Source organism: Sorangiineae bacterium MSr12523 (assembly GCA_037157775.1).
Lineage (GTDB): Bacteria > Myxococcota_A > Polyangia > Polyangiales > Polyangiaceae > Pendulispora > Pendulispora brunnea.
This window is the reverse complement of record CP089982.1, coordinates 2937979-2961155: the sequence shown is the minus strand read 5'-3', so window position 1 is coordinate 2961155 and position 23177 is coordinate 2937979. Positions and strand designations below refer to the sequence as shown.

General features: G+C 65.0%; 19 protein-coding genes. 11 read left to right on the top strand and 8 right to left on the bottom strand.

What is annotated here, in order from left to right; genetic code table 11:
* Positions 1-26 precede the first annotated feature (26 nt).
* The 3 genes from LZC95_12065 to LZC95_12055 are packed head-to-tail and all read left to right on the top strand — an operon-like array spanning position 27 to position 2697.
* A complete protein-coding gene (locus tag LZC95_12065; protein ID WXA97566.1) occupies positions 27-506 on the top strand; it encodes a GNAT family N-acetyltransferase in 480 nt (159 codons plus the stop codon).
* Positions 503-1510: an FAD-dependent oxidoreductase gene (locus LZC95_12060; GenBank protein ID WXA97565.1), complete on the top strand. Its 1008-nt coding sequence runs from the start codon at positions 503-505 to the stop codon at positions 1508-1510. Before LZC95_12065 ends, LZC95_12060 begins: the two co-directional genes overlap by 4 nt.
* On the top strand, positions 1504-2697 hold the full coding sequence (locus LZC95_12055) for a hypothetical protein (protein WXA97564.1): 1194 nt from the start codon (positions 1504-1506) through the stop codon (positions 2695-2697). The genes LZC95_12060 and LZC95_12055 overlap by 7 nt, the downstream gene beginning before the upstream one ends.
* Here the strand turns inward: LZC95_12055 and LZC95_12050 are convergent.
* On the bottom strand, positions 2669-5548 hold the full coding sequence (locus LZC95_12050) for a protein kinase (GenBank protein ID WXA97563.1): 2880 nt from the start codon (positions 5546-5548) through the stop codon (positions 2669-2671). The two genes, LZC95_12055 and LZC95_12050, sit on opposite strands and share 29 nt — an antisense overlap.
* A gap of 362 nt (positions 5549-5910) precedes the next feature.
* Between LZC95_12050 and LZC95_12045 the strand changes: the two genes are divergently transcribed.
* Positions 5911-6414 carry a hotdog fold thioesterase gene (locus tag LZC95_12045; GenBank protein ID WXA97562.1) on the top strand — a complete coding sequence of 168 codons (504 nt, stop codon included), beginning with the start codon at positions 5911-5913 and terminating at the stop codon, positions 6412-6414.
* 13 nt (positions 6415-6427) lie between these two features.
* Here the strand turns inward: LZC95_12045 and LZC95_12040 are convergent, their stop codons facing one another.
* The gene (locus tag LZC95_12040; GenBank protein WXA97561.1) at positions 6428-7429 is read right to left on the bottom strand and encodes a hypothetical protein; all 1002 of its coding nucleotides are present in this window, start codon (positions 7427-7429) and stop codon (positions 6428-6430) included.
* A gap of 105 nt (positions 7430-7534) precedes the next feature.
* Positions 7535-9043 (bottom strand): sigma 54-interacting transcriptional regulator, encoded by a 1509-nt coding sequence (locus tag LZC95_12035; GenBank protein ID WXA97560.1) that lies wholly within the window; start codon positions 9041-9043, stop codon positions 7535-7537.
* Positions 9044-9126: 83 nt separating this feature from the next.
* On the opposite strand from LZC95_12035, the gene LZC95_12030 reads away from it, so the two are divergent.
* Positions 9127-9753, top strand: a complete 627-nt coding sequence (locus tag LZC95_12030) for a glutathione S-transferase family protein (protein WXA97559.1) — start codon at positions 9127-9129, stop codon at positions 9751-9753.
* Between the two features lie 128 nt (positions 9754-9881).
* Here the strand turns inward: LZC95_12030 and LZC95_12025 are convergent, their stop codons facing one another.
* The gene (locus tag LZC95_12025) at positions 9882-13430 is read right to left on the bottom strand and encodes a M36 family metallopeptidase (protein ID WXA97558.1); all 3549 of its coding nucleotides are present in this window, start codon (positions 13428-13430) and stop codon (positions 9882-9884) included.
* A 116-nt stretch (positions 13431-13546) separates the two neighbouring features.
* Positions 13547-14059, bottom strand: a complete 513-nt coding sequence (locus LZC95_12020) for a DUF2846 domain-containing protein (GenBank protein ID WXA97557.1) — start codon at positions 14057-14059, stop codon at positions 13547-13549.
* 160 nt (positions 14060-14219) lie between these two features.
* Between LZC95_12020 and LZC95_12015 the strand changes: the two genes are divergently transcribed.
* From LZC95_12015 to LZC95_11995, 5 genes are all read left to right on the top strand, one after another.
* Positions 14220-15317 carry a tRNA pseudouridine(13) synthase TruD gene (locus tag LZC95_12015; GenBank protein ID WXA97556.1) on the top strand — a complete coding sequence of 366 codons (1098 nt, stop codon included), beginning with the start codon at positions 14220-14222 and terminating at the stop codon, positions 15315-15317.
* Positions 15295-16098, top strand: coding sequence for a MotA/TolQ/ExbB proton channel family protein (locus tag LZC95_12010; GenBank protein WXA97555.1), 804 nt, complete (start codon positions 15295-15297; stop codon positions 16096-16098). Before LZC95_12015 ends, LZC95_12010 begins: the two co-directional genes overlap by 23 nt.
* A gap of 2 nt (positions 16099-16100) precedes the next feature.
* Entirely contained in the window at positions 16101-16544 is a 444-nt protein-coding gene (locus tag LZC95_12005; protein WXA97554.1) for a biopolymer transporter ExbD, read from the top strand.
* Between the two features lie 24 nt (positions 16545-16568).
* A complete protein-coding gene (locus LZC95_12000; GenBank protein ID WXA97553.1) occupies positions 16569-17453 on the top strand; it encodes an energy transducer TonB in 885 nt (294 codons plus the stop codon).
* Between the two features lie 280 nt (positions 17454-17733).
* Positions 17734-18696 (top strand): uracil-DNA glycosylase, encoded by a 963-nt coding sequence (locus tag LZC95_11995; GenBank protein WXA97552.1) that lies wholly within the window; start codon positions 17734-17736, stop codon positions 18694-18696.
* A gap of 11 nt (positions 18697-18707) precedes the next feature.
* Here the strand turns inward: LZC95_11995 and LZC95_11990 are convergent, their stop codons facing one another.
* The gene (locus LZC95_11990; GenBank protein WXA97551.1) at positions 18708-19433 is read right to left on the bottom strand and encodes a S1 family peptidase; all 726 of its coding nucleotides are present in this window, start codon (positions 19431-19433) and stop codon (positions 18708-18710) included.
* Between the two features lie 354 nt (positions 19434-19787).
* Between LZC95_11990 and LZC95_11985 the strand changes: the two genes are divergently transcribed.
* Complete coding sequence (locus tag LZC95_11985; GenBank protein ID WXA97550.1) at positions 19788-20579, top strand: hypothetical protein; 792 nt, start codon at positions 19788-19790, stop codon at positions 20577-20579.
* 6 nt (positions 20580-20585) lie between these two features.
* On the opposite strand, the gene LZC95_11980 is transcribed toward LZC95_11985, so the two are convergent.
* Both LZC95_11980 and LZC95_11975 read right to left on the bottom strand, forming a co-directional pair.
* The gene (locus LZC95_11980; protein WXA97549.1) at positions 20586-20849 is read right to left on the bottom strand and encodes a hypothetical protein; all 264 of its coding nucleotides are present in this window, start codon (positions 20847-20849) and stop codon (positions 20586-20588) included.
* 93 nt (positions 20850-20942) lie between these two features.
* Positions 20943-23174 (bottom strand): sensor domain-containing diguanylate cyclase, encoded by a 2232-nt coding sequence (locus LZC95_11975; GenBank protein ID WXA97548.1) that lies wholly within the window; start codon positions 23172-23174, stop codon positions 20943-20945.
* Positions 23175-23177: the final 3 nt, after the last annotated feature.

The following is a 23177-nucleotide window of genomic DNA, read 5'->3' as shown; positions in this document are numbered from 1 at the left end:
TTCACACTCCACACGAATGAGAAACCATGGGCCTCAAGGACATCAAAATCGAGACGGTCAACCACGACAATTTCGAAAAGGTGCTGCCGCTCATTGCGGATTACCAACGATTCTACGGCTGCACCCCCGATACCGAGCGAAATCGCGCGTACTTCTCACGATACTTGGACGACCATACGGCGGGTATCCTCTTCGCCGCCTTCGACGAAGACGGCGAGATCCTCGGATTCGCCACACTGTATTTCATTCCCTCGTCGCTCTCCGCCCGAACGGCGTGCACCTTCAATGATCTGTACGCGGTGCCCGGCGAACGGGGGAGATCCGTGGGCCCCGGCCTCGGCTTTCATGCGCTGCGATATGCGAGCGAGCGCGGTTACCCGAATGCGAGCTGGCTCACCAAGCCCGACAACGTGACGGCGCGAAAGATTTACGACAATTTGGGGGCGTCGCGCTCCGAATGGATCATGTACGAGGCGACCTTGGCGAGCGGCTACGAGACATCATGAAAGCGTTCGACGTCATCGTGCTCGGCCTGGGAGGTGTCGGCGCAGCGGCCGCTTATCATTTGGCGCTGCGAGAAGGCCGGCGCGTTCTCGGGTTGGAGCGCTTTGGCGTCGCGCACGATCGCGGCAGCTCGCACGGCGAGACGCGCATCTTCCGCCGCTCGTACGATCATCCGGGCTACGGGCCTTTGCTGGACCGCAGCCTCGAAGGGTGGCAGGCGCTCGAACGGCACGTCGGCCATCCCCTGTTTCGTCGCACCGGGCTGGTCCTGGTGTCGGACGCCGCAGGCATGAACTACGAGCCCGACGCGGGTTACGTTCTCGTCGAGCAAAGCGTGCGCGCCCACTGCGATCTGGCCCGTGAGGCCGGGGCCGAGTTGCACTTCGAGGAACCTGCCCTGGCGTGGCACGTCACCGAGGACGACGGCGTCTGCGTGACGACGACGAAGGGACGCTACATCGGCGATGCACTGGTCATCGCCGGCGGGGCGTGGAGTTCCGAATTGCTCGCCGCCCTGGGTTTGCCCTTGGTGGTCGAGCGCATTCCCCAGGCCTGGTTCGCGTCGAGCCCCATGTGGGAGGCCGATGCCCCTTGCTTCATCTTCGACATCGAGCGCGGCTACTTCTTCGGCGTACCCGGCCCCGAGCCCGGCAGAATCAAGGTCGCGGGAAGGGCGAAGCGCACCACCGTCCCCGATCCCGCGCAGCTCGATCACGCGCTCGCACACGACGAGCTCGAGGCCATTGGCGACTTCATCGAAGAGCACCTTCACGGAGTATCGCGCATGCCGCTCGCGCAGTCGGCCTGCATGTGCACCATGACGCCCGACGAGCATTTCATCGTCGATGCGCATCCGGCGTTCCCGCAGGTGGTGTTCGCCGCGGGGCTTTCGGGTCACGGCTACAAGTTCGTTCCCGTTCTCGGCGAGGCGCTGGCCGACTTGGCCACCGACGGCGCCACCCAGCTTCCAATCGATTTTCTTCGCATGAGGGACATACCATGTTGAACAAGGCTTTTGCCATGGCGCTCGCGATCACCCTCGTGGGGGTCGCCGCGGCCTGCAGCAGCAGCGACAGCCCGAGCCAGCCCACCGCGACGTGCGACGCCGCAAAACAGAGTGCCTGCTACTCGCGGCAAATGATCTGCGTCCCGGGAAACTCGGATACGAAGTGCGAGACGTGTCCCGCTGGCTCGTACGCTTCGCAAGCCGGGGCCTGCGAGACGTTGGGCACGCCGAAGCTGCAGCACCAATTCCAAACATGGACCATTCCGCCGTATACCGAATACCGCGGCAAGTGCCAGAGTTGGACGTTGAACAACGCCGAGCCCCTTTACGTCAACGCGGTGGAACTGGAGCAGAACGAAGAGTCGCATCACTCGATTTGGACCTTCGTGCCCGACGACCATTTCGCCGGGCCGGACGGCACGTGGGATTGCGCGGAGCGGAGTTACGACGAAATCAAGGGCGCCCTTCTCGGCGGCGTGCTGCTCGCGCAATCCACGCAGGCCCCTCACCAGGTGCAAAAATTCCGCGAAGATGCCGCCGTGCGCATTCCGCCGTATTCGCGCGTCATCAGCGACATCCATTTGCTGAATGCCACGGCGAAGGAAGTCAGCGGCAGCTTGACCCTCAAGATTTACGACATGAATCCCAACGACGTGAAGGTGCAGCTCGTCCCCTTCCAAGTCGACGACCGCGCCATCAACGTGCTCGCCCGGGCCAAGACCCGATTGGTCAATCATTGTTCGCTGGAAAAAGACTTCCAGGCCAATGGCACGCCGTTCAATCCGAAGATTCATTACATTCTTCCCCATACTCACGGGTACGGAAAACGCTTCTACGTGAAGACGCTGGGCGGCACCCGGGATGGGGAGACCATTCTCGATGTCGATCAGAGTGCGGGGTACGAGGCTTATGGGCGGGCCTTCGATCCGCCCTTCGACGTCACGGGTGCGGCCGGGTTGACCGTGGGCTGCGAATACGAGAACAACACCGATCAGACGCTGGGCTGGGGGTGGAGCGACGAGATGTGCCAGACGCTCGGCTACATGGAATCGCCGGTCGCCTTCGTGGGAACGATCAGCACGGCCACGCAAGGCCCCGCCGACGGCGCCATGCAGGTCTTCACCGGTGACTGCGACGTACTCGCAACACCGTGGGACTTCAACCGCCCCGGCGGCCCACCCCGGTAGTCGCGAGGTTGGCCCAGTACAGGTAACCGCGGGCGCGGGCGTCGTGCTCCAGTTCGCGCATGCGGGTGCGCGCTCGCTCGGCGAAGCCCGCCTGGCGTTCGAGTTCGCCGGCGGTGAAACGGGCCTGCAGCTCCATCGAGAAGAAGCCGCGGGCGTGGGCGCGTGCGATCACTTCCTCGACGCTGGCCAGGGCCGATTGGATCTGACTCGGTGAGGAAATGGCCAAAAGCCGCGCGTCGAGGAGGCGCTGGGTGAGCACGAGGTCGCCGCGGCGACCGCCGGGTGCAACGTCCTTGGAGCGATCGAGCGCGGCCTTCGCGCGATCGATGTGCCCCAAGCCAAGGAACGCGCGGGCGCGGAGCAACTGCGCACTGGCCAGCTGCAGGCTCTTGTACGGAGGCGTCCGCGCGAGAAGTGCCGAGGCCGCGCGCTCCGCCGACTCCAGGGTGCCATGGTCGAGCAGCAGCTCGGTCATGTCGAGCTCCAGCCAGAGAATGGCGCTGCGGCGGCCCGCACGCTGGGCGATGTCGAATGCCTTTTTCTGCATGCGCATCGCACCCGGGACGTCGCCCTGTTGGCGCAGGATGTCGCCGCGCACCTCCATGGCAAGGGCGGAAAGTCCCGGATTGTGAAACCGCTCCGCGAGATCCATGGCATCTTGCACGTACGCGGCCGCCCCCGCGAGGTCTCCCGTATTGAGGAGCGCATCGGCGACGTCGATCAAGCGATTGCCCAAGTCGGGATCGCCGATGCCGCGCCCGATGGCCACGGACTCCTCCACCGCATCGAGCGCCTCGTGGAGCCGGCCCTGCTTCCACAAGACGCGGAATGCATCGTACGCGGACAGCGCGACCTCGCGGATGTCGCCGGCTTGCCGGTGTTCTTCCTCGAGCGCGCGGTACATGTCCAGCGCGAGATCGAAGTCGCCTTCTTCTTCGTACGCGCGCGCGGAGACAAGGAGCGCGGCCGCGCGGCTCGTTTGGTCGCCGGCGCGCTCGAACAGCGCAATGGCGTCGCGCTGGTGGTCTTTCGCCGCCTCCATTTTTCCCTGGGCCGCCAGAATGCCGGCCAGGATGTACTGATTCTGGCCCGCGCTCCGCCATGCACCGCGCGCCTCGGCCATGGTGGCCGCGCGCAGCCGCGCCACCTCGGCGCGCCGAAAATCCGAGAGGGAAATGGCCATGGCCGCCTCGGCCTCGTCGATGTCCACGTCCGGCGCGCTGGCGTGCGGCACCGCGCGCAACTTGGCAATCGTGGCGAGGGCCTCGTCGAGCTTGCCCGCGCGTTCCTGCGAGCGTGCCAGTGCCAAACCGTATTCGACGCTGCTCGGGAAAAACTCGAACAAGGTTCGATAGACGTCGGCGGCCTTCTGCCATTCGCCGATGGCATCGTCGTAACGGCCCTCGATCAGGAGCGCCTCCTCCCGCGAGAGCGGCCCGGCCAGCTCGTACGCGGTTTTTGCCTCGGCGGCGGCGCGCGCGCCGTATCCGAGTTTGCGGTACGCCTCGGCCAACTCGGCATGGGAGAGCGCGTGGCCTGGCTCGAGCGCAATCGCATGCTCGAAGTGATCGCGCGCGGCAATCGGATCGAGGTTGCGCGCAGCCGTGAGGCCCGCATTGTAGTGCTGCGCCGCCTCGGGCAAGCGCGGGAGGGAGTGCCGAACGCGACCGTCACCTTCCGACGGCACGCGCGCGGGACTCGACGCGCCCTTCGCGGCCACGGGCGCGGGACGAAGGGAATCACGCCGCGCGATCCCGCCCGCCGCGAGGGCAACCATCGCGCACACCACGAGCGCGGGCCCGATCCAGCGCGTCCAACGCCGGCGCGGACGCGAGAGCGCCGCCAGGGCCATCCCGAGATCGTGAACGCTGGCAAAGCGATCCGCCGGCGCGCGCGAAAGGCAGCGCAGAATGATGGCCTCGAGGCCGGGATCGATCTCCTTGCGCAAGGTGCGTGGCGGCACCGGCGGCTGATCGAGGCGCGCCACGGCCGCCCCCAACGAGACGTCGCCCGAGAAGGGGCGTACGCCCGTGAGCATCTCGTACATGACCACGCCGAGCGCGTAGATGTCCGTCGCCTCCGACACGGGACGGCATTCGATCTGCTCGGGGGCCATGTACGCGGGTGTCCCGCGCAGGCGGCCCGTCCCGGTGCGCACGAACTCGGGCGTGTTCGACGGCGAGGTGAGCTTGGCCAGGCCAAAGTCGGTGACCACGACACGCAGCGGGCGGCCTTCGCCCATCTCGCCCGTGCCTGCGTCCTCGAGGAAGACGTTGCCGCTCTTGAAGTCGCGATGCACGATACCCACCGCGTGCGCGGCGCCGAGCGCGCCAATCATTTGCCGAACGCACTCGACCGCAGCGGCCGGCTCCAGAGGCCCGCTGCGTTTCAAGCGTGCCGCCAAGGTCTCGCCCTGGAGCAGCTCCATCGTGAAAAAGGGAATGCGCTTTTCGCCGCCGGGGCGGGCCACGAGGTGGAAGCCCACGTCGAAGATGCGGCACACGTTGGGATGCGTCACCTTGCGGGCGAGGAAGATCTCGCGTTTGAGCTGTTCGAAGACGCGCGTCTTCTCGTGGCGCTCCTGGCGAACGACCTTGAGAGCAATCCGCTCGCCCAACTCGAGATCGTGCGCCTCGTACACCTCGCCCATGCCCCCCTTGGCCACGAGGCGGACGATGCGGTAGCGAAACGCGACGAAGTCGTCGCGTTCGAAGGTATTCCCCTCGCGGGCACGCCGATCGGGACGGAGCTGCGCCCGGGCCTGCCGCAGGTCGTCATCCACCAAACGGGATGACTCCTCCAGCAAGTCCATACTCCGTGGGCGTTGCTCGTGTTCGTCGTTCCTCGTCATGGCCAGGATCCGTGCACGTTGGACCATGACAGGACCGCGCCGCAATTCCAGCTTTTATCGCGCTTCAGGCAAAAGTGCGCGGCACGCGATCCTCGTCGTTGTCAACTCGAGTGTCCTCTCGAGTGTGCGGCGCGTGACCTGGAGTGTACCTAGGGCTGTACCGGTCTGGTACGCCTGTACCAACGCGCCTGGCGTCTTTGGTACACCGATGGCACATCGTTGACCCGGAACGATGCTTTTCAAACACGCAATTTCTCGGGATCTGACGCGCCACGTTCCCATTTGGACATCATTCGGGTGGTCGGAAGGTGCTGCCGAGGGTGGTCTCTCGAGTTGGCATCCAACTTGATGAAAGGCGGACGATGTCCACCGCGCAGGAATGGCAAAAGTCCACCGATAGCAAAGGGCCTGCTGCCGAGCGTGAGCGAGGACGCTTGCCGCCCCGCACGGTGCCCGGGGCGCGCCCCGAGTATGCGGACGAGCAGCTCACCGAACGACTCGGCATCAAGATCACGAGCTGGGATCCGGATCGCCTCGTCGGCACGATGCCGGTCAAAGCGAATCGACAAGAGTACGGCCTCCTTCATACGGGCGCGAGTGCAGCGCTCGCCTCCACACTGGGCGGCATCGCGGCGGCCATGCGGGCGGGGCCCGACCGCATGGCCTTGGGACTCGAGCTCTCGTGCATCAACCACCGCACGGTCTTCGAGGGTTACATCACCGGCGTCTGCACCGCCGTGCACGCCGGAAACAACGTGGCGACCTACGAAGTGCTCGTCACCGACTCGAGGAACCGACGCATCTGCACCGCGCGATTCACCTGCGTGCTGCGCGAACGCACGGGGAACGATCCGTCGACGATGTGAACGTCAAGGCTCGTTACCACTCGGAGATGCTCGCGTTCGACGAGCCGTACTGTTTGACCTTTTCATTCCACGCTTCGAGCGCCAACGGCGAGCCGTTGCGCGCGGAGGTGGTGGGGCTTAGCTGAAAGACGCCTTCGTCGTTGCCAACCTGGTTCCACCAAAGAACCATGCGAATCTCCGGTTGGCTCCAAACGTAATCGAGGCTCTTTCGAATCAAGTCGGCGCGGCGCGAATCGGAAATCTTCTTCGACAGGACGATGCTGTATTCGGTTATCAAAATGGGCTTTCCCTTGGGGAGTGCCCACTTGTACCAACGCTGAAAGTCCGCCTGCTGGGAAAGGTCGACGATGGGCTTCCAATCGCGGATGTACGCATCGATGGCCAGGTAGTCGGTCGCGTCGGCACCGATCCACCAGTCATCGGGGTTCTTGGTGCTCGCGGAGCCTTCGCGCCATTGGAAGTCCATGGCGATGTAGCCAACGAGCACGTTCGGATTCGCTTCCTTGGCCACGGCATAGAAGTGGCGAAACAGCTTCACGAACGTCGGGCCGTCCATGTCATTTTCGGGCTCGTGGTACATGGTCAAGTACGAGCCATCGGGCATGCTCCGGGCGAGCGAGGAGATCTTCGCGTCGTAGGCGCCGTCGATGACGCCTTTGATGTCGTCGTTCGGAGGCTTCACGCTCAAGAAGGAGACGTTGCCGCTCGCGGGGTCCTGGCCACCGGCGCTCTTGCCGTACGCATCGGGGAAGTTCGAATACGTGTTGAAGACGCGATGCACTTTGGTCTTGCCGCCAACGAAGTACTCGTCGGCGACCGCGCGAAAGTTGGCCGCACTCGCCGACTCGGTGCCGGGCGCGATGGCCGTGTTGTTGTACATGCCAAGAACGAGGGGTTTGCGTTCTTCGGCGCTCAGACGATCGTCGTTCTGCGGGATGCCGTCGTCACGGTCGCCGGACGCGCATGCGCCCAGCAAGACCGCCAACGCGGCGAGGTGGAGTCGTAGTTGGAACATGATGGGCCGCAGTGCAAAACGGACGCCCTTCGCGAAACCGCGTAAATTCGGGCCGATTCGATGCGGTATCGAGCAACGCCCGCTCAACGATTGAGCAACGCTCGCTCAATCGCCGCCGCTGCGAGGCCGCGGAATGTTGTACCGGCGCAACTTGTCGACCAATGTGCGACGGGGCATGCCGAGGAGCTCCGCAGCGCGCGATTGGTTTCCATTGGAGCGCTCGAGCGCGTCGACGATGCGCTGGCGTTCGAGCGATTGCATCTGCCCGCGCAGCGGCGTCGACGAGGGAGACGACGACGGCGGTGAAACGCCGCCCCAGGAGGAAGAAGACGACGAGGGAGACGACGACGGCGGCGCCTGTTCGAGCCGCAGGTGCTCGGGGAGGATCGCTCCATCGGAAAGGGCCACGGCCTGCTCGACGGCGTTTCGCAGTTCGCGCACGTTGCCGGGCCACGGATAGCCAAGCAGCGCCTGCTGGGCGGAGTCGGTGAGTTCCGGCGCAGGCTCGGGCGCGGCAAAGCGGGCGGCGAACATCTTCGCCAGGGGAACGATTTCCGACGGCCGCTCGCGCAGCGGCGGGATGGGAATGGTGACCCCGCTCAATCGGAAATACAGGTCGCGCCGGAATTGTCCATTTTGGCTTTCCGCCTTCAAGTCGCGATGGGTCGCGGTCACGAGGCGGATATCGAGCTCGCGGGACTCGGTGCCTCCGACCCGGCGAATGCGGCGTTCTTCGATGACGCGAAGCAGCTTGACCTGGGCACTTATCGGCAGCTCGCCGATCTCGTCGAGAAACAGGGTGCCGCCCTGCGCCGCCTCGAAGACGCCAGCCTTGGCGCGCGTTGCTCCGGTGAAGGCCCCCTGTTCGTGGCCAAAGAGCTCGCTCTCGAGCAATTGCGGGTTGTACTGCGCGCAATTGACGCGCACGAGAGGCCCGTCCGCGCGCCGCGAATAGCGATGCACCGCCTCGGCGACCACCTCTTTGCCGACGCCGGTCTCCCCGAGAAGGAGCACGTTGATGTCCCGCACGGCGACGCGTCTCACCAGATCATGCAGGCGAAGCATCGCCGGATCGCACACGACGAACGCGGCATCTTCGCCGGAAGACGATGCCGGTGGCGGCGCGATGGTGGGCACGTTGCGCCGCGGCGACTCCGAGGAACGCCGCTGAATGAGCACGGTCACGCGCCCGAGATCGACGGCCTCCCCAGGGCCGATCTCGACGGTCTCCGAGGCTTCGAGGCGCCGTCCGCGCACGAAAATTCCGTTTCGACTCTCCAAATCGCGAATGCGAAAATTCCCATTCGAGACGAGGAGCACCGCATGTTGCCTCGACACCGATGCATCGCCGATGGGCACCGCGCAGTCCTCGCCGCGCCCCAATACGAGCTCCCCGACCTCGGGCAGCGGCACCTCCCCAGGTTGCATGGTGTTGCCGCCGTCGCCCGACGGAAGGAGCACCAGAAGGCGAAAACCCTCGACCGAAGCAGGCGCACGAACGATATCCGTCGGCCCCTCCCGATCGACGTTGTTGGGATCTTTGGTACCGTGAACCATCGTTTCCCAGGGCAAGGTACCATAGGAAGCCGATTGAGCTACAACGTCGGATGTCATGACGCAGCCGCCACCCCTGGCCCTTTTGTCGACAGGTCCGAAAATGGCCAGCCGTCGCGACGGGGCGGCACTACATCACGGGCATGGTGAAGCTTTACGACTACGCTGGGTCGGGCAACAGTTACAAAATCAAGTTGCTGCTGGCCCAGCTCCAGCGCCCCTATGAAACGGTCGAAGTCGAGATCTTCCGCGGTGAAAGTCGCACGCCGGAGTTTCTCGCGAAGAACCCGGCGGGCCGCATTCCAGTGCTCGAAATCGCGCCGGGCGAGTACTTGGCCGAGTCGAACGCCATTCTCTGTTACCTAGCCTCCGGAACGGCGTTGTGGCCGGAAGCGCCACTGTTGCGGGCGCAGGTCCTTCAGTGGCTCTTTTTCGAACAATACGAAATCGAACCGACTGTGGGCACGGTTCGCTTTTGGAAATTGACCGGCCGAGACAAAACCCAGGGGAGCCTTCTCGAGAAGAAGACGGCCCAGGGCCAAGATGCGCTGCGCTCCCTCGATCGGCACCTCGAGCATCGCAGCTTCCTCGTCGGCGACGCGTACTCGATTGCCGACATCGCGCTCTACGCCTACACGCACGTGGCCGAGGAAGGCGGCGGCTTCTCCTTCGATTCACTTCCCGCCCTACGACGTTGGTTGAAGCGAATCGAGGAGCAGCCGCATTGGATCCCAGGCCCCGCCCCCTACAGCGCGGCCGCGTATCTGTAACGGCTGAAGAATTTCACAGGGAGGCGGGGAGGCAGGGAGTTTTTTGGGTTTCCACTTGCCACAATGAGCTAATTGGAAACCAAAAAATCTCCCCGCCTCCCCGCCTCCCTGTTCAAATCTCTGAGCTTTTAACGCGAAGCCCGCGCGATGGGCGCCGGGCAGGTCGTGCGGTCGTCGATGATCGACGGGAACGGCAAGTTGGTAATTCCGGCGAAAATGATGTTGTCGATGTCCCAGCCCGCCGCGCCGGCGGCTTCGTCGCTGCCCAGGCGGAAACGGACCTTCACCGTCTTGCCTTGGAGCTGCGTGCCCAAATTCAAGGACACCGTCGTGTAATTCGGATATCCCGGAGAATCCCCCGCCCAGGCTTTGCGCCCGCTGAGCGGGTTGTTCCCCGTGGTGAGCGTCTGCGGGTAATTGGGATCCGTGTAGGTTGCAACATCGTTCCAGGTCGTGCCGCCATCGGTCGACAGCTCGAGGACGCCGCCGTCCCAGTAGACCGCCGGCACGCCGCCCGAGGCGGGGGTCGTCTCGAACTGGAAACGATGCCTGAACGTGATTCGGAAATTGCCCGGCCCGACCACGAGATCCGGTGAGACGAGCCGCTCGTCGCCGAGCGCGCCGATGTCGTTGCCGTGCCAAACGTGGTTGGAGGCATCGCCCTGGCGCGACCAGGCACGCAACGGCGGATTCGCGTGCTGGAAGGTCCAAACCGGCGTCTCACTCTCCACGTTGTCCACGGGCGAGGAATTGCGCGCGTCGTCGTAATTGTAGAGCAGATTCGCCTGCACATCGGCGTCTTTGGGAATCGCGCTGTCGTTGTGAATCTTGATCGCGATGGGCAGCTCGCCGCGCGAAAGCGGAATCGCATTGGCCGAAATCCCAATGCTCGCCGTGGCCACGCCGAACGCGTCAATCGATTCGATGGTCACCGCCCCGTTGTTCTCGAAGGTGACGAACGGATCCGTCGTGGTCGCGCTCACCGTCGAGCCACGCAACGTGACCCAGCCCAGGTTGCGCACGCGGATCTTGAGCTTGCCGCTCTCCCCCGCATCGAGCACGCCGTCGTGGTCGCACGATGCCCCGGAGTCGTCGATCTTCGCGTCGATGAAACTCAGCTTGCCGCGAATGTCGAAGTTCTCCACCGCCTCGTCCAACGACACCGACGTCGTGGGCGGTGCGACCGCATTCGAACCGAGCCCGCGCTTGGCGAAGCCGCGCGCCAGCGCCAAGAAGTCCTCTTTTTCGCCCATGGCGAAGACGCTGGCCAAAATCGCATCGCGCTGCTCGGTGAACGTCGGCTCGGGCGGCGCGGCCTTCATTCCGGCCACGATGTAGTCGGCCATCCGGCGCTTGCTCTCCTCGAAGGTGCGGCCGAGGACCTGCCCGGAATGGAGCACGTTGATGTACCCCTCGAACAGCGTCTCCGCCCAGATCTCACCGACGTTGTGCACCTCCGCCATGTTGGCGGCCGCCGGCGAGAGCGGCGCCCCCGTGGGAAGCGTCGAGCTCTGTCGAACGTGCCCGAAGGTGAACGGATTCTTGGCCCGATTTGCCGAATACGGCGCACGGCGAATACCGAAATACGCCCCGCTGTTCGTGATCCCCGCTGCCGCATATTGGGACAAGGGAAACGCGGCGCCGAAGAGCTCATTGTCCAAATCGCTCGCGCGCACCACCATGAGCAGGGCATTGAAGTCGGCCCACCCTTCGCTCATGCCACCGCACGAAGACGACCCGCATTGCACCAGGCGGTGGTGCAGGTAGTGCCCCCACTCGTGCGCGATGATCGTATTGTCGATGGTCCCATCGTGCAGCACCTCGGCGCCGCGCTTGATGTGCGCCGTCAGCTCCCCTGCGGAAAGCGCGGACTTCAACGTCGCGCCATCTTCCAGGCTCAGGCCGATGAGCGGAATCGTGATGGTCGGATCGTTCACCCCCGGGCTCACCGGCACGTGTCCCGCCACGTTGTTCACCATGAGGATGCCCACGGCGCCGGCATTCTGCGCGTTGATGGCTTTCTGCACGAAGGGGCAGATCCCTCGGTCGATCACGGCAATCTTGCCGGTCAAACCCGTGAGCGGTTCGCACGCATCCGAGGTCGTGCCGGTTCCATCGTTGGCCAACACCGCCGGCGCCGTCAGATCGAACTGCTGCGGCCCGAACACCGCGGCCCCGAGCGGATCGGAATAGGTGCGCGCGGGCGTGGTCTCGATCGAGCGATTCGCCACGCCGGACCACACGAACATCTGCATCCGCGGTGAAATGCCGTCGGACGGCGTCGACATGTTCGCGTTGTTCGCCTGCCCGAAGTCCGCCCCGTCCTGCGCCTCGGCGCGCAACGGATCGCCTTCCACGCCGCCGCGGCCATAATTGGAAAGCTGCGCGACACCCGACGCCTCGTCGAAACCCGAGTCGTACCAATAGTCGTGCAGCCAGTTGTTCACGTAGAAAAGCTGCGTCGCCGCCGCCTTGATCTGGTCCGGATTCGCGTTGGGCTGCTTCGTCGGATCGTAGACTCGATCGAACGTCTTCGGCGCCGTTACGTCGGGCGCGAGATCGCCTGGGTCGAACCCGTCGCCGATGCCATTGTGCTGATCGTTCCGATCGCTGTACGCGCGCACGTTGTTGCCGAACGTCGTGGTGTCGCTCGGCCCCAACCATGGGTCGGCATGCACGTTGAAGCCATCGGCCGAAACCAGAATGGGCGCCGCATAATCCGGCAATTGGTTGTTCGGAAAACCCGTGGGGTGCGGCGAAGAATCGACGTAAGGTCCATCCGTGGGAATGTGATTGCCCGTGGGCTCCGCCCATACGCGGTATTTGAACGAGTCGCTCGCCGTGAGCGATGCCCGATAGAGCACGCGCCCATCGCGCGCGCCCATCACGTAGGCGTAGGCCTCGTTTTCGGGCGAGCCGTTCGCGCGGGCCGCAAGCTCGATGTAATACGCGGGAACCAACTCCGCGCCCTCGGGGAAGAGCACGCGCTTCGCGGCGGCCTCGAGCACGGTGGGTGCATCCTCCGTCGTCGTCACCGCATAGCGCCGGAACGCACCGCGCGCGCCGGAGTCTTTCACAGCGCTCGCTGAAATGGAGACGCCGAACTGCCCCGCATAGGCATCGGCCAATGCCGATTCCGCCGTTTTGGGAAAGGCGAGCGCCTTCAAGGCGTGCGTCTGCGCGGCCTGCGGATGCAAATTGGCGCCGATCGAGACGAGGTTCTTCGAAGCATCGAGCACGACGCTGGCGCGTGCCTGGAAGACATCCATGTCGCCCACGCGCTGGGCGAACTGCACGATGGTGGCGCCGCCCGCGAGCTTCTGCATGCCCACGCGCGAAATCTCGTAAACGGCGGCCTCCGTGATGCCCAAAAGCGATGCGTGCCGCGAGAGGTGCACGCGCGCCGCCGTTTCCTCGGACACGGAAGCATCGAGCACCGCGGCGGCCGCTTCGTTCGAGCCCACGATCCATCGGGCCGCACCGCGCGCATCGCGCGACACGACATATCCGAGCGGTGTCGATGCGAGGGCTTCACGTGCAGCGCTATCATCGGGTCTTTCCTCGGCCTTCGGCTGCGAGGACGGCGACGGCGCATCACTGCCACCGCACATCGGAAGCCCGACGAGGAAAGCTCCGGCGGCCGCAAGCAGACCAAGACGAGAAACACGTGTTCTCATACGTCCCCCTCTTTTCTTTTCTAGATTTTCAAGCGTGGTGACTAAGCGTGGTGTGCCGGGCAATCTCCTCTACTTCTGGCCGCCAGAAAAGAGGTTTGCTGCGGTTGCGCTTACAATCACGAACGGCGCCGGGCAGGCGCAAAGGGAAGCGTCCCTGGAAGGTGCTCGCGTTCAGGCGCCCCTACGAGAACGGCGTACTCCGAGTCGTCCACCAGCGAGCGCGCGATGGCTTCGTCCACCCAGACGCCGAGACCTCGGACCTTCCCACCTTCGACAGCGACCTCCTCCTTGAGGTAGTACGAGCCGCCTGCCTCGGCGCGAAGCCTGGCGCTTGCCCAGGCATCCGCCTCGATGGAGAGATCGTGATCGCCGGGCTCGGCATAGTAACAGAAATACGTGGGCCCGCGCGTGGCGCCGACGAGCACGCCGTTGTCGCGTGAAACGAAGGTCACTCCATGTTCGAGAACGGATGTTCGGATCACGCAGACTTTTGCGACGTGCGCTGGATGCGGCAAGAAGGGGTGAACGGCCACGGTATCAGGCTCGGACAGCTTCCAACTTGCGCAACCGGTTGCGGAGGTCGCGACGACGCTGATCATGATCGTGGTGAGAAAAGTGTTCAACGACATGGCAGGACTACAGCAGTCAAAGGCAGGATCGAGGCCACAGCGGCCATTGCATGACTGCGCGCCAGGCGCGCTCGAGCTGCGTCTTATAGATGGCCGCTGCTCCCTGCATTTTTATTGAACGAAGTGAAAACCTGGCGGCACTCACTCACCGACGCACCCCATGGCACGTATCAAAGTTCTCCCAGAAGACTTCATCGTCGAAGAAATCCCGCTCTATGAGCCCTGCGGCACGGGCGAGCATCTTTACATCCGCTTTACGAAGCGGGAGATGACCACCGATGCCGCCGTGGACGTGATAGCCCGTGCGGTCGGAGTCCGCGCCCGCGACGTTGGGGTCGCCGGGATGAAGGATCGCATGGCCATCACCACGCAGACGATCTCGGTTCCATACGCCCCCGAACGCGACACGCGGGCGATGGCGCTGGTGCACGAGCGCATCAACGTGCTCGGGACCCAGCGGCACACCAACAAGCTGCGGACCGGTCACTTGCGGGCAAACAAATTTTCCATCCGCATCCGCGAGGTGGGCGACGTCGACGCGGCCATCGCGGCCTTCGAGCGGATCGGGCGCGAGGGTGTCCCGAACGCGTTCGGCGCCCAACGATTCGGCCGCGAGGGCGACAACGCCGAGCGCACGCGCGCGTGGCTCACCGGCAAAGCCCCCGCTCCACGCGATCCGCGCTTGAAGCGCCTCCTCTTCTCTGCGCTGCAATCGGCCGTCTACAACGAAGTGCTCGAGCGCCGCGTGCGCAACGGAACCTGGAACACGTGCCTCGCAGGCGATCTGGCCAAACGGCACGATTCCGGTGGCCTCTTTCTCTGCACCGATGTTCAGGAGGATCGCGCGCGTGCCGAGAGGGGAGAAATATCCGCCACCGGCCCGCTCCCGGGTGCAAAGATGCGCGAGCCCGAGGGCGAGCCGCGCGAGCTCGAGCAACAGGTCGTGCGCGAGTACCTGGGTGACGACATCGATCTGACGAAGTTGGTACCGCTGGGCGAAGGTACGCGCAGGCCACTGCGCCTGTGGGTGTCGGATCTTCGGCTAGAAAGAGGACACTCGGACAACGGCCGGGAAGAAGAGGACAGCATCCGGGTTTACTTTGTGCTACCGAAAGGCGCCTATGCCACCACCGTGATATCCGCCGCCATTCCGCTCGATGCAGAGGTCGGTAAAGTCACGGATCTCCCTGGGACTGGGGAGCCTTTCACCTGCGAGGACGGAGCTATCGAAGCCCATGGGCAACAACGAGATCATTGAGCGCGTCAAAAATGCGATGGTGGGGGCTGGGGCCGGCTGGGTCCTGTGGTTGATGCTGATTTTGAGCGTGGTCTCGTTGGCCATCATGCTCGAGCGCGCCTGGTTGTACTTCTCCCTTCGTGACGACGTCGGCGCGCTGATGCGCGAGCTTGGAAAGATGCTTCGTGCGGGCGATCTGGATGGCGCGCGCAAGCGCCTCGAGGGCTCCCCGAGTGCGGAAGCGGCCGTGGTGCTCGCGGGCGTGGTCGAGGCATCGTATGGCGCGGAAGCGGCCGAGCAAGCCATGGCGGGAGCGAGCGCGCTGCAGAAGACGAAGCTGGAGAAGCGCTTGGCGTACCTGGGCACGTTGGGCAACAACGCCCCGTTCATCGGGCTGCTCGGCACCGTCATCGGTATCGTCGGCGCCTTCGAGGAGCTCGGAAAAGCGAACGCCAAACCCGTTGCTCAGGCAGCAGGCGCCGCGGCGGCGAGTGCTGCAGCAGCGGCCAGCGCGCAGATCGCACCGCAAGCGGTCATGACGAACATCGCCGAGGCGTTGGTCGCCACCGCCGTCGGTCTGGTCGTGGCCATCCCGGCCGTTGCGGCCTTCAACATGTTCCAGCGCATCGTGAAGACGACCTTGTCGAACACGGACGCGCTCGGGCACGTGCTCCTCGCGTACCTCAAGTCGACGGACAAGGGTGTCGCACATGCGGGCGCCACCGCAGCGGCTGTCCCCGCCGGCGCGCCTTCGCGTCGCGTGTCGACGAACCCGCGCGAAGACGATGAGGGGGCCAACTAGCCATGGCGGGTGGTACAGCCGACGATACGGATGACGCGATCACAGCGATCAACGTCACCCCACTGGTCGACATCACGCTGGTGCTTCTGATCATCTTCATGGTGACCGCGAAGATCATCGTGAAGTCGGAATCGATCCCGCTCGATCTGCCCAGCGCATCGCAAGGCACGGACGTGCAGACCGTTTTCTCGGTGGCCCTCGGTGCCGATGGTCAGACGCAGGTGGACCAGCGCGCCGTCCAGAACGACGATGCCATCCTCGCCCTCGCGACGGAAGCGCACAACAAGGACGCGCAACTTCGCGCGGTCATCAAGGCTGACAGCGCCGTGCCGCACGGTCGCGTGATCCACGTGCTGGACTTGCTCAAGCAGGCCCACGTCGCGAAGATCGCCTTCGGCGTGACGCCTGCGCCGCCCTTGGTCCCGGTCAAACAACCCAACAAGTGACGTTTCCGCTTCCCTAGCAACCAGATGATCGACGCCTCGCACGCGCAAACCAACGGTATCCATCCTGGCGCACCGGGCATTGCGCGCGCCGCCCTCATCGTCGATCGCGATCCGCTCGGGCGCGTGTTCGAGCTGGGCAGCAATGCATCGAAAGGCATCGCCGTCGCGCTGCTCATCGCGAGCGCGGCCCACGGCGCCGCGGCGGTTCGCACGGCGATGATATCGCTCGACATGTACCGGTTCGCGCGCTCGGTGCAGGAACGGGTGGCCCAGAAGCTCGTCGACATTTACGAAATTGACGAAGTGAAGACGCCGGAGCCGCCGCCCCCCGAGCCGGAGCCGGAACCGGAGCCTGCAAAGGCCGCCCCGCCACCGCCGAAGGCCCCGAAGGACGCGCCGCCACCGCCGCCACCGCCACCGGAAGCTGCGAAAGCGTCGGCGGCGCTCACGGCCGATCCCAACGACGTCGTCGACATGACGAACACGATCATCACGGGCAAGAGTGATTCGTACGGCGGCGGGACCACGCAGGCGAACGGCACCGGCAAGGCCGTCTACAACCCGGCCGCACGCGCCGGCGGCACCCCCGGCGGGACCGGCACCGCCCCTCCCCCGCCCCCGATGGACCGCTCCCGCGCCGCAGGTTTGCTCGGCGACCAAAACTGGAACTGCCCCTGGCCGTCCGAGGCCGACTCCGAGTCGATCGACGAGGCGTACGTCACCGTCGAGGTGCTCGTGGGCACGAACGGCCGTGCGCAACAGGTCACGGTCGTCAAAGATCCGGGCCATGGCTTCGCGCGCGAGGCGCGCCAGTGCGCCATGCAGAAGCCGTTCGCGACGCAGCTCGATGTCAATGGAAATCCGGTTGCCGGCAAGACGAAGCCGTTCCGCATCCATTTCGAGCGTTGATCCGAGCGCTGAGCCACCAAAATGGCCGAAAGGTAACGGTCGATTGAACTTGGCAGGTTCCGAATGACCTGGTGCGAGAACCGCGGCAGCGGAACGAAACCGGCGAGACCGGAGCGATGTGTGGTCCAGAAAACCCGGATCGTCATAGAGCTTGGCGATCCCGCCGCTGGACACGGACCAAGGCGCCGGCCTCGCCGGGATTGTCGCGCTGCCGCTACTCACGTGCAAACGACTCGCGAGTCCGCCACAATCAATCGTCTTTTACGCTAACGTATCGGCGATGTCGCAGGACGATCCCCGAACCGAGCTTGCCCAGATCGCCGCATCGTTGCGCGCGTACCTCGAGTGGCAACAGGACTCCGGCTCCCTCGGCATTCCACGCGGAAAACGTCCCCCGCCCTCCGTCGCGGCGAAGCCAGAAGGAAACCGCCAAGACGCCAAGGTGGATGCTGAAGCGCCGAGGAACGCCCCGCCTCATGAACCCCCAACCCTTGGCGTTCTTGGCGCCTTGGCGGTTCCCCCTTCTCCGACTCCACCCGAGCCGCCGCCGGCTCCCGTCACTGCCGCCGCGCCCGTTTGGCACGACGAGCCAAAGCCTTCGCCGCCTGCCGTAGCGCCGCCCCCTGCGTCGGCGATGCCCAGCACGGGCACCGAAAGGCTCGTCCGTCTCGAGCAAATCCGCGAGGAAGTTCGCAATTGTGCCAAATGCGAATTGGCCACCACGCGGACGAATACCGTTTTCTCGCGGGGTAATCCCGAATCCAAACTTTGCTTCATTGGCGAGGCCCCCGGCGCGGATGAAGATGCGCAAGGCCTCCCCTTCGTCGGTCGCGCCGGTCAGCTCTTGGACAAGATGATCGGGGCCATGGGACTGTCGCCCGAGCGCGACGTCTACGTGTGCAACATCATCAAGTGCCGGCCACCGGGAAACCGGCGCCCGACGCCCGACGAGTCGAACACCTGCATCCCGTACCTGCACGAGCAGCTCGCCCTCGTGCGCCCGCGCGTCATCGTCGCCATGGGAAACACCGCCGTCGCAGCGCTTCTGCAGACCACCATGGGCATTACGAAGATCCGCGGCCAATGGAAGCTCTATCGCGGCAGCACGCTCGTGATGCCCACGTACCATCCCTCGTACCTGCTTCGCCCGAGCGCGCAACAGCAGCAGGCCAAGCGCGAAGCGTGGGACGATCTTCAGTTGGTCATGAAAGAGCTGGGCATCGAGGCGCCGAAGCGGCGCTAGTCATGTTTTGATCAGCGCTGCGCGACGTCGACGGCTTCGCGCTCGGCGGCGCCGAAGGCTACGCGGGCCAGCCGCGCGTACGCATCCACGCGCGTGTACACGTGGTTTCCGTGGCCGGAGCAGCTTCCACCGCGCGAGACGACGCCCACGATTTCGCCGGTGCGCACGTCGATGGCGGGACCGCCCGAGTCGCCGCGGCACGTGGCCGCATCGACCTCGAATTCACGCGGTCCCAACACCGCGCCGGTGTCTTGGTTCGCAGCAGGACCAACGGCGAGCACCGTGCTGCGCTCGCGCGGGCGGCGCTGGCCGATGACGTTCGTCGCGCCGCCGCCGAATCCAACGGGAACCACTTCATCACCCGACTGCACCGAGTCGTGGAGACGCAGCGGAAGAATCGTCACGCCCGTGATGGGCCGGTCCAAGATGACGTACGCCACGTCCGCATCGCAAAGCACGTGGCCCGTCGGATGAAGCGTGCGCACGGCCCGCGCGCGGGGCACGTCGCGATCGACCTGCACGCGATCGCCGACGTACACCACGATGGCGGACGGATCGGCGTCCTCGCCAATGTGGGCGCCATTGTGCGAGCGTCCGTCGGCATCGCACGATGGCATCGTGGTGATGGCCTTGGCCACGCAGTGCCGGGCCGTCAGCACAAGGTTGGGCGCGACCAAGGCGCCGCTGCACAAGGTAACACTGGTTGGGTTACCGTCGTGCGAGGTAGCTACGGCCAATACACCTGCGCTAGCGTGTTCGATTGTCCGTTGAAGTCGGATATCGGGCCCCCTCACGCAACCGCTGCCGATAATCGCCAACGATCCCGCGAAGATGGCGAGTGCAACGCCACGCGGAGTCATGCTTCGAATGCCTCTTTCATCTTGGATGACGGCATCAGAGGGCGCTTGCGGTCGAAGTTATTAAACGACCGAAGTTTGCGCGGGCGCATATACAGGCGAGATCGTCCGACATATGCCGCAACGTATCTACCCACACCTGTATACCGGGAGCGCGTTCGCTCGAAGGGCGGTCTCTCTGTTATCGTGCATTCGGATGAAACCCGCGAATCCCGCCTGGTGCTCTAGCCCCTAATGTTCTTTCAATCGGATTTCGCATCGGTCGCCCGCGCCGCCGCCACCCGCATCGCCACCGCCATCGCGCGCGGTGAAGAAGGCGCCGGCGAAGAAGAGATCGCCAAGCGACTCGCGGCCGATGCACGTTTGAGCGAGGCCGCGCATCGTGAGCGCGCTCGCCTCGTGGCGAAGATCGAGGGGGAGCTCGGGCCGTTCGACGATGCGCAGCTCAAAGCGTTGCTCGAGGTGCCGCGCGACCGTTTCGTGCGCCTTCAAGATTTGCCGCGAGCGTACGAAGACGTTCCCCTGCCGCTCGACGACGAGGGCTTCGCCACCATCAGCGCACCGCACGCGTACTTGCTCTCCTTTCGCGTGCTCTCGTTGCGCGAGGGCGATTCTCTCATCGAGCTAGGCACTGGCTCGGGCTATGGCGCTGCACTCGCATCCACCGTCGTGGGCGAACGCGGATCGGTGCGCACCTTCGAGATCGATGGCACGCTCGCGGGGCGGGCCAGCCGGCTGCTCGCGGAACGCACCAACGTCCAAGTCTTTCATTTGGATGCGACCGATTCGGTCCCCGTTTGGGGAACCGTCCACAAGGTGGTCGCCACCTTTGCCGTCGATCCGGTTCCGCACGCCTGGCTCGCCGCGCTTCCCGTCGGCGGCGTTCTGGTCACGCCCGTGGGGCCGCGTGACAAAGATCAACGACTCGTGCGCATCGTGCGCACCGAGACCGAGTTTCTCTCGTCCGATCACGGCGGGGTTCGCTACGTGAGCAACCGCAGCACCATCCCGCCGACCAGCGCTTGAGCGAGCCTACGACTTCGGCTCTTCGTTCGGAGGAGGCGGAGTTTGGGGAGGTACGTTCTCCGTGGTCTCCGTGGGAGGAGGAGCCGCCGGAGGTGCTTTCTTACGACCGAGCACCTTCTCGTCGATGGCCTCCCCCACGGTCTCGAAAACCTTACCCACGTCGCGGGCGCCCTGCTTCACCGCCTCTTCGATTTTCTCGGTGGGGAACTCATCGACGGCCGTCTTCGCGGCACGAAAGAGCAGCCCCAGCCCGGCGCGAAGATCTTCCATCGGATCAGGTTTTTTCGGCTCGTCCGGCATGCCCCCATCATGCGCACGGCGCCGCGATGTGTCGAGCACGAGAAACGGGAAGAACCGGTGGAACTACCGTGCCCGAGCCGTTTTCCCGAGACGACTCCCCCCCGCCGGCGCCTCGGTTCGCGCAGTTGCCCCCCCTCCGGGGGACGGGGCGGCCGTGCAGCGATTCCGGCCCGTGCGCTTCGAGACATACAGCGCTTCGTCGGCGGCCTTGAACAGTGCATCCCAGCCGTTGGCCTTCGCCGCCGCGGCGGACGCCGGACGCGGGTTGAACGTGGCGATGCCGATCGAGCACGTCACCTGGAGCTTGCCGTTCGGCGTATGAAAGACGGTTTTCCCGAGCTCTTGCCGGATGCGCTCCGCGAGGAGCATCGCCCCCTCTTCGTTGGTCTCTTCGCAGAGCACCACGAACTCCTCGCCGCCGAAGCGCGCCACCAAGTCGGTCGCCCGCCTCTGGCGTTGCAGAATGTCCGCGAGACCCTTGATGACCACGTCGCCGATGTCGTGGCCGTAGGTGTCGTTCACCTTCTTGAAGAAGTCGATGTCGGTCACCATCACGGAGAGCTTGCGCCCGAAGCGCGCGGCCGCGGCCACCTTTTGAGTCGCCGCCTCCAGCATGGCGCGCTTGTTGAGCAGCCCCGTAAGGCCGTCGGTCGTGGCCATCATCTCCAGCTTGTGCACCATGCGCGCGTTGGAGAGGCTCACCGCCAGGTGGCTGGCCAGCACCTCGAGCGTCGGCCGAACCGATTCGCCGAAGGCATTGCGCCGCCGTGCCCCGAGGATGAGCGTGCCCAGCGGTTTTTCGTGCTGCAGCAGCGGCAGCACGAGAAGCGAAGGCAACTTGGGCCAGGGATGGCGCCGTGTGAGCACGGTCTGGTGCGTCGGGTCGTACTGACCTTTGTACGGCAGCGGAAAGCGGTTCTGCACGACCATGGAGACGAGCCCCGTGTTGTGCGAAAAGCGCATGCCGACCAAATCGTCGATTTGACCATTCGCGCTTTTCGCCGCGCACACCTCGTGGATGCGCGTGGCCTCGTCGTAGATGGTCACCGCCGCCAAGTCGAAGCTGGCAATCTCACGCGCCGCACGCACCCCCGCCTCGAGCACGTCTTGTTCGCTGGTTGCCGCGCCTAGCGCCTGCGCCGCGCGATACAGCTTTCCTTGCTCCACCTTGGCGCGTTCGAGCTGCACGAAGACGCGCTCGTTCTGAATGGCCCGCAAGCAATACCGCGCCGCCTGCGCCGCGAGATCTTCCTCGTGCGCCGTGAATGCACGATTTTCCCGGCGGTCGATGATCAACACGCCGCGCAACGCATCGAGCCCCTCGAGCACCGGAATGGCCGAAAGCACGCTCACGGGACAGGCGCCCGCGTAGTACGGCACCTTGTACGACGGCTTGAGACCGCCCAACGTGACGCGCTCACGTTTCGCCGCCACCGCGCCAAGCACGCCGTCGCCCACGGCGATGGGCGCATCGTGGATGTCGTCCGACTCGGTGGACAACTCGCTGATCTTGAAGTGCGTCTCCGCGTCATTCAGCCAGAGCAACACCGCGGTGTGCAGGCCCAGGGTGTGGCGCAGCAAATCGAGTGCATAATGCACCGATTGGTGAATCTCCTCGACGCTGGACCGCGCAAGCCGGTCCTCGGCGTCGGGGTTTGCCTCCCCTGCCCCGAGCAAGCGGTAGCTGCGCGCGTCGTCCTTGAGGCGGCGAAGCTCCGCCTCGACCCGGGCGCGTGCGGCGGCACGGGTGCGGGCCACTTCGACGCGCAAGAACGCGAGGTTCAAGATGGCGAAGGTGACCGCGAAGACCGCGTGCGGTGTCAGCTTGTCGAAGTTCGGCTCGAGCAAGAGGTAATGCCGAACCAGCGCCTCGAAGCCGATGACCGAGGCCAGCACGAGGATCGCGGCCGCGGGGCGCGCAAGTGCGGCCACCAGCGCGACCAGCACGTACATCACCGGAGAGAACACGCCGTCGAGCGTCCCTTCGAAGCGAAGGAGCGCGGCGTTCAAGCCGATGGTCAGAAGCACGCCCAGCTCGAGGTCGAGCAGGAGCGGTACCTCGGGCACGCTCTCGGGAGAGCGCGGCGAACGCGTCCGATCGTGCGACCAGCGCGCGCGAAGTCGCGGCACCAGCAGCACGACGAAGAGCATCACGGCCAGGGTGGTCGCCATGCCCAACGGCGCGGTCGCCCCGCCCGCGATCACGTATGCGCCGAGCGCGCACCCGAACGCGAGACCATGCCCGCGCCGAATGATGCGCCGGACGAGGAGCGATCCTCGGACGAGCGGATCCATGCA

Excerpts from the sequence above, each read along its gene's own strand:
- LZC95_12065 (WXA97566.1), top strand. The coding sequence starts at position 27 with ATGGGCCTCAAGGACATCAAAATCGAGACGGTCAACCACGACAATTTC.
- LZC95_12060 (WXA97565.1), top strand. The coding sequence starts at position 503 with ATGAAAGCGTTCGACGTCATCGTGCTCGGCCTGGGAGGTGTCGGCGCA.
- LZC95_12055 (WXA97564.1), top strand. The coding sequence starts at position 1,504 with ATGTTGAACAAGGCTTTTGCCATGGCGCTCGCGATCACCCTCGTGGGG.
- LZC95_12050 (WXA97563.1), bottom strand. The coding sequence starts at position 5,548 with ATGACGAGGAACGACGAACACGAGCAACGCCCACGGAGTATGGACTTG.
- LZC95_12045 (WXA97562.1), top strand. The coding sequence starts at position 5,911 with ATGTCCACCGCGCAGGAATGGCAAAAGTCCACCGATAGCAAAGGGCCT.
- LZC95_12040 (WXA97561.1), bottom strand. The coding sequence starts at position 7,429 with ATGTTCCAACTACGACTCCACCTCGCCGCGTTGGCGGTCTTGCTGGGC.
- LZC95_12035 (WXA97560.1), bottom strand. The coding sequence starts at position 9,043 with ATGACATCCGACGTTGTAGCTCAATCGGCTTCCTATGGTACCTTGCCC.
- LZC95_12030 (WXA97559.1), top strand. The coding sequence starts at position 9,127 with ATGGTGAAGCTTTACGACTACGCTGGGTCGGGCAACAGTTACAAAATC.
- LZC95_12025 (WXA97558.1), bottom strand. The coding sequence starts at position 13,430 with ATGAGAACACGTGTTTCTCGTCTTGGTCTGCTTGCGGCCGCCGGAGCT.
- LZC95_12020 (WXA97557.1), bottom strand. The coding sequence starts at position 14,059 with ATGTCGTTGAACACTTTTCTCACCACGATCATGATCAGCGTCGTCGCG.
- LZC95_12015 (WXA97556.1), top strand. The coding sequence starts at position 14,220 with ATGGCACGTATCAAAGTTCTCCCAGAAGACTTCATCGTCGAAGAAATC.
- LZC95_12010 (WXA97555.1), top strand. The coding sequence starts at position 15,295 with ATGGGCAACAACGAGATCATTGAGCGCGTCAAAAATGCGATGGTGGGG.
- LZC95_12005 (WXA97554.1), top strand. The coding sequence starts at position 16,101 with ATGGCGGGTGGTACAGCCGACGATACGGATGACGCGATCACAGCGATC.
- LZC95_12000 (WXA97553.1), top strand. The coding sequence starts at position 16,569 with ATGATCGACGCCTCGCACGCGCAAACCAACGGTATCCATCCTGGCGCA.
- LZC95_11995 (WXA97552.1), top strand. The coding sequence starts at position 17,734 with ATGTCGCAGGACGATCCCCGAACCGAGCTTGCCCAGATCGCCGCATCG.
- LZC95_11985 (WXA97550.1), top strand. The coding sequence starts at position 19,788 with ATGTTCTTTCAATCGGATTTCGCATCGGTCGCCCGCGCCGCCGCCACC.
- LZC95_11980 (WXA97549.1), bottom strand. The coding sequence starts at position 20,849 with ATGGAAGATCTTCGCGCCGGGCTGGGGCTGCTCTTTCGTGCCGCGAAG.
- LZC95_11975 (WXA97548.1), bottom strand. The coding sequence starts at position 23,174 with ATGGATCCGCTCGTCCGAGGATCGCTCCTCGTCCGGCGCATCATTCGG.